This is a genomic window from Thiobacillus denitrificans ATCC 25259, assembly GCF_000012745.1.
Classification (GTDB): Bacteria; Pseudomonadota; Gammaproteobacteria; order Burkholderiales; family Thiobacillaceae; genus Thiobacillus; species Thiobacillus denitrificans_B.
The window spans coordinates 533,015-544,705 of sequence record NC_007404.1 but is presented as its reverse complement, the minus strand read 5'-3'; the positions used below and the strand labels follow the sequence as shown (position 1 = coordinate 544,705).

8 protein-coding genes and 1 other RNA gene are annotated in these 11,691 nt (G+C 67.4%); 1 reads left to right on the top strand and 8 read right to left on the bottom strand.

The annotated features are described in order from the left end of the window. Window positions 1-47 precede the first annotated feature (47 nt). The 7 genes from ffs to TBD_RS02575 form a co-directional block, all read right to left on the bottom strand. Window positions 48-145: signal recognition particle sRNA small type (ffs, locus tag TBD_RS14175), an RNA gene on the bottom strand. A 26-nt stretch (window positions 146-171) separates the two neighbouring features. After that, on the bottom strand, window positions 172-1,248 hold the full coding sequence (locus tag TBD_RS02600; protein ID WP_011311026.1) for a 3-deoxy-7-phosphoheptulonate synthase: 1,077 nt from the start codon (window positions 1,246-1,248) through the stop codon (window positions 172-174). Between the two features lie 224 nt (window positions 1,249-1,472). Next, complete coding sequence (locus TBD_RS02595) at window positions 1,473-2,273, bottom strand: PEP-CTERM sorting domain-containing protein (RefSeq protein WP_011311025.1); 801 nt, start codon at window positions 2,271-2,273, stop codon at window positions 1,473-1,475. Window positions 2,274-2,363: 90 nt separating this feature from the next. Further along, entirely contained in the window at window positions 2,364-3,836 is a 1,473-nt protein-coding gene (tldD, locus tag TBD_RS02590; RefSeq protein WP_011311024.1) for a metalloprotease TldD, read from the bottom strand. Beyond that, window positions 3,833-4,792, bottom strand: a complete 960-nt coding sequence (locus tag TBD_RS02585) for a carbon-nitrogen hydrolase family protein (RefSeq protein ID WP_011311023.1) — start codon at window positions 4,790-4,792, stop codon at window positions 3,833-3,835. Before TBD_RS02585 ends, tldD begins: the two co-directional genes overlap by 4 nt. A gap of 13 nt (window positions 4,793-4,805) precedes the next feature. Then, window positions 4,806-8,591, bottom strand: coding sequence for a YhdP family protein (locus tag TBD_RS02580; protein ID WP_011311022.1), 3,786 nt, complete (start codon window positions 8,589-8,591; stop codon window positions 4,806-4,808). Window positions 8,592-8,682: 91 nt separating this feature from the next. Continuing rightward, window positions 8,683-9,054 (bottom strand): RNA-binding S4 domain-containing protein, encoded by a 372-nt coding sequence (locus TBD_RS02575; protein WP_041432875.1) that lies wholly within the window; start codon window positions 9,052-9,054, stop codon window positions 8,683-8,685. Between the two features lie 156 nt (window positions 9,055-9,210). On the opposite strand from TBD_RS02575, the gene TBD_RS02570 reads away from it, so the two are divergent. Next, window positions 9,211-9,789: an NADPH-dependent FMN reductase gene (locus TBD_RS02570; protein ID WP_011311020.1), complete on the top strand. Its 579-nt coding sequence runs from the start codon at window positions 9,211-9,213 to the stop codon at window positions 9,787-9,789. A gap of 53 nt (window positions 9,790-9,842) precedes the next feature. On the opposite strand, the gene TBD_RS02565 is transcribed toward TBD_RS02570, so the two are convergent. Next, on the bottom strand, window positions 9,843-11,663 hold the full coding sequence (locus TBD_RS02565; RefSeq protein ID WP_011311019.1) for a S8 family serine peptidase: 1,821 nt from the start codon (window positions 11,661-11,663) through the stop codon (window positions 9,843-9,845). Window positions 11,664-11,691: the final 28 nt, after the last annotated feature.

Here is an 11,691-nt window from a genome sequence, read left to right as displayed (position 1 = left end):
AGTACGGCAAGGCGCGACAACGCAGTATCCGCCCGAATGCGGCCAGGAATGGCGAGCCAGAACCCCGGCACTGGCATGGATCGCTGTGGCTGCTTCCTTCCGGACCTGACCCGATTCACGACTTAGCCATGCGGGGAGGCCCGCCACGCGCATTTTACCCCGTAAGCGCGCTCATTCCTCATCCGCCGGCGCGGCCAGCCGGCGTTTTTTCACCGCGTCGGCGAGCGTGCGCAGCAGGGGAATCGTGTCCTCCCACCCGATGCACGCGTCGGTGATCGACTTCGCATACTCGAGCGACTGCCCCGGGACGAGGTCCTGACGGCCCGGATTGAGGTGGCTCTCGACCATCGCCCCGATGATGCGGGTGTCGCCGCCCGCGATTTGAGCGGCGACGTCGGCGGCGACTTCGATCTGGCGCTGGTACTGCTTGCTCGAATTGGCGTGCGAGAAATCGATCATCAGTTGCTGTCTGAGACCCGCCGCCGCCAGCTCGCCGCTCGCGAGATTGACGCTCGCCGCGTCGTAGTTCGGCGCCTTGCCGCCGCGCAGGATGACGTGGGCGTCCTCGTTGCCCGAGGTGCTGAAGACGCCGACGTGGCCCGACTTGGTGACCGAGATGAAATGGTGGCGCGCCGCCGCGGCCTTGATCGCGTCGACCGCGATCCGCAGACTGCCGTCGGTGCCGTTCTTGAAGCCGACGGGACACGACAGCCCCGACGCGAGCTGGCGATGCGACTGCGACTCGGTCGTGCGCGCACCGATCGCACCCCAGCTCACGAGGTCGGCGATGTACTGCGGCGAGATCAGGTCGAGGAATTCGGTCGCACAGGGCAGTCCGATTTCGTTGATCTCCAGCAACAATTTTCGCGCGAGCCGCAGGCCCTCGTTGATGTCGAAGCTCTCGTCGAGATGGGGATCGTTGATGAGCCCTTTCCAGCCGACGGTCGTGCGCGGCTTCTCGAAATACACCCGCATCACGACGATGAGTTCGTGCGCGAGCTCGTCAGCGAGGGGCTTGAGCTTGCGCGCGTAGTCGAGCGCGGCCTCGGGGTCGTGGATCGAGCAGGGGCCGACGACGACGAACATGCGGTCGTCGGCGCCACGCAGGACGTCGTGGATCGCGCCGCGCGCGCGCGCGACGTGCGCATGGACGGCCTCGCTCGCGCGCAGCTCGCGCATGATCTGCATCGGCGCAAGCAGTTCGCCGCTTTGCTCGATGCGGGTGTCGTCGGTTCGGGTGGCAGACATGTTCAGGCTCCGTTCGTTTTGATTACCCGCGGCGGCTCGGCAGACAAAAAAACCGCCAGCGGGCTGGCGGTTTCGTGAAGGCCGTGCTGTTCGCTTCAGCGCCTCCCGACCGCCAGCGGCGTGGGATAAAAGCGGCTAAAAAAGAACGTATCGGCACGAATCATGCGTCGGAGTCTACCAAAAGCCGGCGGCCGTGGCTAACGGGTTTGCGCGGCCCGATCCGTCTATAAGCCCGTTCGCCGGCTCCGTGCCACGGCGCCAACGCCGAGCAGGCCAAAACCAAACAGCCACGCCATTCCGGGTTCCGGAACAGCGGCGATGTAAAAGGCCTGTTTCGTGCCGTAGGGTGGTTCGCCATCGAAATAGTACGAGCCTTGCGAATAAACCAGTCCGCGCATATCCGAGGCGTCAAAGCCGGTCATCACGATCGTCGACCCCGCGTTCGCGTAGTTCAACTGCAACAGATTAAGCCGTGCCTCGATCTTGCAACCCTCTGCAAGGCAGATCAGCGGGAGCTCACCGGACAAGCTCCCCGAACCGAAGTATCCATACTCACCGTGGTCTTCCAGCGTCGAGTAGGCGCCGCCTGCCAACAAGTCGGCGGTCGTCACGAGCAGGGACAAATCTCCGCTTTGGTCAAACATGCTGTCGGGTGCGGGTGTCACCTTGTCCAGAAAAACGGTGACCGGGTGGGCTGCCTCAGAAGCGCTGTAACTGCTTGCGACCTGCATCCACAAGTAGCCGCTGTAAGCGGTGTTCGGCCCTCCTCCGATGACGGTTTGGCCCGACGGAGGTACCAGGTTATATCGCACTAGCCAATTCCACTTCTGGCTCGACAGGTCAAACATCTCAAAAGCGCTCGCTGTTCCGGAATCGTAAGCACCCGGATAATTGACCACACAACTTCCTGACGTGATGCAGGACTGGATCGACGCTGGAAGCTCGGAAACAGCGACTGCCTGGGCTGCAAGAGGAAACGCGGACGTACTCAAAAACAAGACATACGCTATGGGAAATGCACGCATGATTTCTCCTCCTCAGGTTGTTATGCGTTTTCTTGTTATCCGGACGCCCCTCTAGCGGTGCGCCGCGCTGCTTGTTCTTTTTAGACGCTGTCAGGCCGTTCCGCCAACCGTCAACCCATCAATCCTCAGCGTCGGCTGTCCCACCCCGACCGGCACGCTCTGCCCCTCCTTCCCGCACGTCCCGACGCCGGAATCCATCTCCATGTCGTTGCCGATCATCGAGACGCGCGTCAGCACCTCGGGGCCGTTGCCGATGAGGGTGGCGCCTTTCACCGGATAGCTGATCTTGCCGTTCTCGATCATGTAAGCCTCGGCGGCGGAGAAGACGAACTTGCCGCTCGTGATGTCGACCTGGCCGCCGCCGAAGTTGACGGCGTAGAGGCCGTTCTTGACCGAGGCGATGATCTCGTGCGGATGCTTGTCGCCGCCGAGCATGAGGGTGTTGGTCATGCGCGGCATGGTCAGGTGGGCGAAGGATTCGCGGCGCGCGTTGCCGGTCGGCTGCATGCCCATGAGCCGCGCGTTCATCATGTCCTGCATGTAGCCGGTGAGGACGCCGTCCTCGATCAGCGTGGTGCGCTGGGTCGGGTTGCCTTCGTCGTCGACGTTGAGCGAGCCGCGTCTGAGCGGGATCGTACCGTCGTCGACGACGGTCACGCCGGGGGCGGCGACGCGCTCGCCGATGCGGCCGGAAAAGGCCGAGCTGCCCTTGCGGTTGAAGTCGCCTTCGAGGCCGTGTCCGATCGCCTCGTGCAGCAGGATGCCGGGCCAGCCGGCGCCGAGAACGACGGTCATGCTGCCCGCAGGGGCCGGGCGCGCCTCGAGATTGACGCTCGCCTGATGCACGGCCTGGCGCGCGTATTTCTCGAGGATGTCGTCGGTGAAATAACTGTAGTCGAAGCGCCCACCGCCACCGCCCGAGCCCTGCTCGCGCCGGCCGTCCTGCTCGGCGATGACCTGCAGCGACAGGCGTACGAGCGGGCGTACGTCGGCCGCGAGATGGCCGTCGGAACGCGCGATGAAGACGACTTCGTATTCCGAGGCGAGGCTTGCCATGACCTGGATCACACGCGGATCCATCGCGCGCGCCTTCTTTTCGAGCCGTTCGAGCAGCGCGACCTTGGCTGCATCGTCGAGGCTCACGAGCGGATCGACCGCGTTGTAGAGCAGACGGCCTTCGCCGCGGTGCACCATGCCGAAGCTGCGGTTCTGTCCGGCCCGCGCGATCGCGCGCGTCGCGTCGGCCGCGGCGCCGAGCGCGTCGAGACTGATGTCGTCGGAATAGGCGAAGGCGGTCTTCTCGCCGCAGATCGCCCGCACGCCGACGCCCTGGTCGATGTTGAAGCTGCCCGATTTGACCTGGCCTTCCTCAAGGCTCCAGCCCTCGGAGCGGCTGTACTGGAAGTAGAGGTCGGCGTAGTCGACGTCGTGCGTGAGCAGACGGCCGAACACCGGTGCGAGCTTGTCGGCGTCGAGGCCGTTCGGCGTCAGCAGGGTGGCTTCGGCCGAACGGAACAGCTGTTCGGCGGACTGGATCGGAACGAAGGCGTCGGTCGGGTTCATGGCTTGTCCTGTTTGCTCGTGGGCTCGCGTTTGGCCACGGCGCGCCGCTCGACGACATCGACCGCTATCTGCTGACAGGGGATGAAGCGATGCTGCAGCGCCGGCAGGCTCTTGCGCAGGCTGGCCTGATAGGCCGGGTTGATGTTGGCGATGACGACGCCCGAGCCGCGCGGCAGGCGGTCGAGCACGACGCCCCAGGGGTCGACGATCATGCTGTCGCCGTGGGTTTCGCGGCCGGAAAGATGGTAGCCGCCCTGCGCCGGGGCGATCACATAGGCGAGGTTCTCGATCGCCCGCGCGCGGACCAGTGTTTCGAAGTGGGCGCGTCCGGTCGTCGCGGTAAAGGCCGACGGCACGACAATGATGTCGACATCCGGCATCGCACGATAGAGCTCGGGGAAGCGCAGATCGTAGCAGACCGACAGACCGATGCGGCCGAACGGGCTGTTGACGACGACGACCTTGTCTCCGGGTTCGATGAGCTTGGCTTCCTGATAGCGCTCGTTGCCGAGGTCGAGGCCGAAGAGATGGATCTTGTCGTAGCGGGCGATCTGCTTGCCGCGCTCGTCGTAGACCAGGCAGCTGTTGCGTACCTTGTTCGGCACGCTCGCCTCGAGCGGGACCGAGCCGCCGATCAGCCAGACCTTGTGCTTCTTCGCCATGCGCGCGAGGAAGGTCTGGATCGGGCCGTCGCCTTCGGCCTCGCGCGCCTTCACGACGTAGCTGTCCTTCATTGCCATGATGCAGAAGAATTCGGGCAGCACGACGAGACGCGCGCCCGCCTGGACCGCGAGTTCGATGAGCCGCTCGGCTTCGGCGAGGTTGGCAGGCACGCTCGGTCCCGAAGCCATCTGGATCGCGGCGACGCGAACCGCGCCCGGCTGGGGCGCGAGTTTTTTGACCTGGGCGCCTTTGGGACGCGCGACGGTGGTTTTTGCTGGCTTTTTTGTCGTCATCTACGGTTCCACATCAGGGTTCGGCTACGGGGGGTTTGGATTCGACCTTGGTTTTGGCGAGACGTTTGACGTCGGGCGCCTGCCACGGCCCGGTCACCATGTATTCCTGGCTGATGACCTCTTCGAGCGGGTCGCGCAGCAGCTTTTGCGCCGCGAGTGCCCCCACGCCCGCAAGCGGCCCGCCGAGCAGGGCGCCCGCGACGGCCACTCCTTCGGACATTTTGGGAATCACCTTGACCCGCAACTGCACCGACTCCTGGTTGAGATCGGCAAGGCCCGACATGTTGACCTTCGCCGCCGGACCACGCATCTTCAAATCGTCGCTGTAGACGACCCCGCGGGCGACCCGCAGCGTCGCCCCGATGTCGTCGAAGGCATAGCCCTTGTTGAAGATATCACGGAAATCGAAGTTCAATCGGCGCGGCAGCGACTGCAGGCTCAGCACACCGAGCAGTTTGCCGACGCCCGGCTCGACACGCAGGAACTGCCCGCCTTTCGCGCTGAACGCGAGCTGTCCGGCAAGGCTTGCGAACGAGAAATCGGCCGGCGACCCTTCCCACGCGGCGTCGCCGCGTACGCTCGCACGGCCGCCGCGCAGCGTGTCCGGATAGCCGAAGCGCGCCAGAAACTTGCCCGCGTCCACGACCTCGAGGCTCAGCTCTCCCCGCGTCTCCCCGGCGCCGCTGTCACGCCACACCCCGTTCATGGCGAACACGCTGTCGGCGTGCGCGAGCTTCAGGTTCTCGATGATGAGCCCCTGGGGTGCGCCATGGGCGACGAGATCGAGCCGGCCGAGCGGGCGCTGCTGCAGGCGAAAATCATCGACACGCATTTCGAGCGCGGGAAAATCACTCGCCTTCATGTTCGTTTGGGGATCGGTCGACGCGCCCGCCGGCGCAGGCGCCGGAATGGTGAGTTCGCGGAACCGGGCGGCGACGCGCGCCCGCCCGTCGTCTCCGGCGCCATAGGTCAGCACGCCGTCCATGCCGCGTGCCGTGACCTGTGTCCGCAGCGCGCCGCCTTGCGCGCCTCCCTGGAGGCGCAGGTCCTCAAAGCGGCGTCCGGCCAGGTCGAACGCGTCGAACCCGAGATCGACTGACGATATGGGCAGCGCCGCCCCCTCGCCGCGCGGCATCAGCTCGAGCCAGGCCGAAAGGTCGAGGTTCGGCGCGCGTCCAGCGAGTCGCAGGCCGGGTTCGTCCGGCAGCGTCGCGGCGCTGCCGAAGCGGACCTCGCCCTGCGTCACGCCGGCCGCCGACGCGTGCCAGGCCGCGCCGAGGCGCGTGCCGAGGCGCACGTCGTATTGCCGGCCGTCGGCATGAGGCTGGCCCGTCACGCGCAAGGGCAGCGGCTGGGCGGCGGCTTTCGCGAGCGGTGCCGGCAGTGCACTGCGCAGGCCGACGAGGTCGGACTGGACACGCATGCGCTCGCCGCCCGGCGCAAGCACGAGTTCGCCGTCCCAAACGGTCTGCCCGCTGAGGCGGCTGCCCCAGGTCGGGCCGAGCCACGCCGCGATGCCCGGCGCCGTCGCGCGGCCGCGGGTGACGATGCGCACCTCGTCGCCGACCGTGCGCGCGTCGAGGCGCAGCGGGCCACCGAGGAATCGCGCGCCGAGGTTCTGCGCGCTGAGGCTGTCGCCGGTGAAGTCGACGTCGCCGCGCACGTTCTCGAGCCGCGGCCACGCGCTCGACGCCAGGCTGTCGTCGAGGAAGGAAAGCCGTCCGGCGACGCTGACGTCCGCACTGCGGCGCAAGGGCACGCGCAGACCGAGCGCAAGCTTCATGTTTCCGGTGCCCTTGAGGCCGGCGGTGAAGACGCGTAGGCGGTCGCCGAGCGGACTCGCGTTGGCAAACCGAATGAAGTCTTCGACCGGACCGGCTGCCTCGCCGTCGACCTGCAGCAGCTCGTCGTGATGGATGAGATCGGGAATGACGACCTTCACCGGGGCGAGCGCGACGCCGTAAATGCGCGCGGTGTTCGAGCTGACTTCCATTGTCTTGCCCGCGAAAGCGAGGTGGGCGTCGATGCCTTCGATGCGCGGCCACCCTGGCAGGTAGTCGATCACGCCGTCACTGACCTTGACGTCGACGCGGAACACGCCGTCGCCGTCGGCGAATGGGAAACGCGCGAGGTCGCCCCTGAGCTTGAGCCGCACGTCGTCCGAGCCGCCGGCGACGACGCCGCGCCTGACCCAGTCGACGGTGCGCTCGCCGATCGTCTTCGGAAAATAGCGGTAGACCGCGGTCCCGCGCGCGCGATCCAGATGCGCGTTCAGATCGATGATGCCGCGCTGCCCCGGAATGCGTTCGTACTGTCCCGTCGCCGTCCCCGCCGCATCGGCGTTGTCGAAGCGTGCAGCGGCAAGCGTCAGGCGCTGGCCGCGCGCGGTCTTGTTCCAGCTGCCGCGCGCGTGGAGCGTGTCGAGCGCGAACTCGGGTTCGCGGAACCACGCCGACAGATCGAGCCCGACACGCCGCGACTCGATCTCGAACGCGCCCGCGTGCGCGTCGCCTTCGATGCGCCCGCTCAGGTTGCGCACGCCCGGACGCTTGTCGACCGCGCGTATCGCCAGACCGCGGAAATGCGCCTTGACGGCGAAGTCGTCGAGTGTCGGCTTCGCGCCGGCCCAGCGCAGCTGCAAGACATCGAGCTGGCCTTGCGGGCGCAGCGCGGCGAGCCGCGACCGAAGCGTGGCCTCGATTGGCAGCCGCGGAAGGAGCGACTGCAGGCGCCCGAGGTTGAAGGAGCGCGCCGTGACTTCGCGCCCGCCTTCGCCCCAGGCCACGCCGACGTCGAACGGCGCCCCGGGCGCGCCGCCTGCCTCCGCCACGCGGATGTCTTCGAAGCTCAGACGCTGCCCGCCGCGCACACGCTGCCAGGCCGCGCGCCCGTGCAGGCGTGCGAGCCGCAGCGGCAGCAAGCCCTCGCCGAGCGTCGTTTCGATCTCGCGCAGGTCGACCGCTGCTTCAACACCGGTGATCGCCCCGCGCGCCAAGGTGAAGTCCGCGTGCACCGCGCCCCAACCCTGCTGCGGCGGATAGGGAAGCGCGAGCCACTTCGCAAGCTGGGGAAATGAAACCCCGGCAACGGTGGCGCTGATCCGCCCGCTCCAGGTCGCGACGTCGTCGACGTCGCGGGCGCGGAATCGCGCGTCGACACGCAGCGGGCGCGCGAGCGTGGTGGGCGGAATCGCCGCGACCTGCAGGCGATGTTCGCGCCGCACCTTGCTGAGCGTGAAATCGACGCCCTCGAACGTCAGCGGCGGCGCGCCGCGCAGGGCGTCGCGCCAGGTCACCGTCGCCTGGCCGACGTGGACCCGCCCCTGGCGTAGCAGCCAGCCGGAAAATCCACCGTGCGGATCGCCCGGATTTAGCGGGATCCCGCCGACGTAGAAGTGGCCGCTGCGGTCACGCCGCACGTCGAGCGCGAGCCCCTGCAGTTCGATGCGGCTGAAGCGCGGCTCGAGGAACAGCAGCGAACGCCAGGCGAATTCGGCCTCGAGTTCGGGCAGCAGGAGCGTCGTCTCGCCCGCTTCGTCGTGCAGGCGCACGCCACGCAGACGGAACTCCGGGCGTGCGCGCTGCCACACGCCGGACACCGCCTCGAGCGTGACGCGCTGGCCGACCGCACGCGACATCAACGCGGCGACCGTATCGCGGTGGTCGGCGATGTTCGGCAGCACATAGAGAAACATCAGCGCCACGGCCGCGACGACGCCTGCGACGCCCAGCGCCGCGAGCGCAAGCAGTCCGCGCCACAGGCGGCGCCAGAGAGCGGGCGGTACGGGGAAAACGGTCATGAACGCAGCAAACTCGCGGATCCCGCGATTCTATGCGTTTAGCCGTGGCTTGCGGGAAACACGGCCGTGCCGGCGCCGCTTAGGCCTCCATTCAGGAACCGCCGGTGAAGCGGTGGATGTGGCGGCGGTCGCGCTTAGTCGGCCGGCCCTTGATCGCGGCGGCGGGATTCGGCGCGAGCGCGTGCTGCTGCCGGCGCTCGGCGCGGCGCGCGATGCTCGACGGGTCTTCCTCGTAGAGCATCTGCGCGACGGCCGCGGGACCGCGTTGCTTGCTCAGGCCGCGCACGGTCACCGACCACTCGAGCACCTCGATCTGGATATCGAGCCGGTCGCCGCACTTCACTTCGCGCGCCGGCTTGACCCGCTCGCCGTCGAGCCGCACCCGGCCATGCGCAATGGCCTGCACCGCGAGGCTCCGCGTCTTGAAGAAGCGCGCCGCCCATAGCCATTTGTCGAGCCGCATGCGCTCGCTTGCTGCAGTCGTGTCGCCCGTCACCCCGGGTCCCCGCGTTCCTGAACGAATCGGCGATTGTGCCGGTTTTGCCCCGGCGCGGCCATCGCCCCGGGGCGCTTTAGACGGGCCTCGCTACAATGCGGTGTTTGCACTCCAGGACCCGCCATGCCCAAGATTCTGGCTTTTTCCGGCAGCATCCGCCGCGACTCGTGGAACCGCAAGCTGATCCTGCTCGCCGCCGACGCCTGCCAGGCGGCCGGCGCCGAAACCACGCTGATCGACCTCGCCGACTACCCGCTGCCGCTCTATAACGGCGACGACGAGGCGCGCGACGGACTGCCCGACAATGCGCTACGCCTCAAGGCCCTGTTCAAGGCGCACGATGCCTTGCTGATCGCGAGCCCCGAATACAACAGCTCGGTGCCGCCGCTGTTGAAGAACACGCTCGACTGGGTGTCACGCGAGTGGCAGGGCGAATCGGGCCTGCTGCCCTACCAGGACAAGGTCGCCGCGATCCTGGCCGCGTCGCCCGGGCAGTACGGCGGCATGCGCATGCTGCCGCACCTGCGCCAGATCCTGAATACACTCGGCGTCGTGGTCCTGCCCGGGCAGTTCTCGCTGCCGCACGCTGATCGGGCGTTCGACGAGGAGAACGGCGCCTTGAAGTCGCCCGGGCGGCTGCACACGGTGGTCATGGAACTGGTCAGCGTCGCGGCCGCACTCGCCCGGCCGCCGGTTCAATAAGGCGAAAAAAAGCGCCCCGAAGGGCGCTCCCCTATTCGGCCATGTGTGGCAGCTCACTTGTAGACCGTCACGGTCTTCGTCGTGACGTTGCCCGAGTTGTCGGTCACGCGCACGGTCACGGTGTGCGCACCCCGCGCCAGCTTGTTGGTATTCCAGTTGTAGCTGAGCGAACCGCCGAACGCGGTGGCGACTTCCTTGCCGTCGATCACCAAGGAAATCTTTGCGACCTTCTGGTTGTCGCTCGCGCTGACCTTGACCATCTGCTTGCCCGAGAGCTTCATGCCGTCGGTCAGGCTGAAGCTGGCGATCGTCGGGGCGGCGCTGTCGTTGCCGCTGGTGACGGTGACCGAAGGCGACGTCCCGCGGTTGCCGGCGGCGTCGTAGGCCTGCACGCTCAGGGTGTAGCTGCCGTCCGCTTTGGTCGTCGTGTCCCAGGCGAAGGCGAACGGCGCCAGCGCATCGGTCGCGACGAGCTGGCCGTTGACGTAGAAGTCGGCGCGCGTCACACCGACGTTGTCCGACGCCAGGACGTCGACCGGGACCACGCCGGAAACCTGGCCACCAGTCGGCGACGCGATGCTGACCGTTGGCGCTTGGGTGTCCGCCGCGATCGTCTGCTTGGCGCTCTGCACGGCCGACGCGGCATTGACGCGGCCCGTGCCGTGGTACTGGTCATAGCCCGCCGTACCGAGATCGCGAGCGGTCGCCTTGAGAATGCGGTCCACGTCGGCAGGCGCAAGCTTGGCGTTGGCCGACAGCATCAGCGCGGCCGTCGCGGCGACGACCGGACTGGAAAACGAGGTGCCCGACGCGTTGGCGAAGCCGCCGCCGACCGTCGTCGTATAGAGATTCACCCCCGGCGCGGACAGGTCAACATAGGCGCCGTAGCTGGAGAAGCTCGCACGTACGTCGTTCTGATCGGTCGCCGCGACCGTGAGCAGCGAGTCGTTGGCGGCGATGCTCTCCAGGCCGCCGCTATTGCCGGCCGCCACGATCACGACGCCGCCCTTCCCGCGCAGATACTGCGCCGCGGACTGCACGGTCGAGCTTCCCGACACGCCGTTGTAGCTGATGTTGACCACCTTGGCGCCGTTGTCCGCCGCCCAGTAAATGCCCTGCGCGACCGTGCTCCAGTAGGCGTAGGCATTGGCATCGGCGATGCGTATCGGCATGATCTTCGCGCCCCACGCCACGCCCGCGCTGCCCTTGGCGTTGTTCGCCGCCATCGCCGCGACGCCGGCGACCCAGGTGCCGTGACCGTTGACGTCGGCGGTATTGGAGTTGTTGTCGTAGACGTTCCAGCCCGGTACGACGTTGGCGACGAGATCGGGGTGGACGGCGTCGAGGCCGGTATCGAGGATGGCGACGGTCACACCGCTGCCGTTGCTGCTGTCCCACGCGGTCGGTGCCTGGATTTTCGGCAACGCCCAGCTGTTGCCGTAGGCGGGATCGGTCACCGTAGCCGCCGCCGCAACCGCCATGTCGAGTTCGACGTATTTGAAGCTGCGGTTCTTGCGCAACTCGCGCGCCGCGCTCACCTCGTCGGCACCCACCGGCAACTCGACGACGTGCACGTTCAAGGGCTTGATGTGGGTCGCCGAGCGCCCGTTTACCTTTCTGAGTGCCTTGTCGAGCTGGCCGGGGGGCAAGCCCGCTCGCGGCGCGACGAGCAGCCGGCCCTTGGCCCAGCCGAGATAGGGTTGCGCTTTCGCGACCGTAGCCGGCGGCGTGGCCTGCGGCGCGGCTTCGCCGAGACCGGCGTAGCTCGCGAGCATGGCGGCCGCCAGCAGGCTTAGGCCGAGGCGGGCGGAGCCGTCGCGCTCGGCGCGGTGCGTGGCGGAAAGGTGGACAGGGAATGGGCTGTGACGTGACATGGGGGCTCCTGGCGTTCGAAGAACTCCC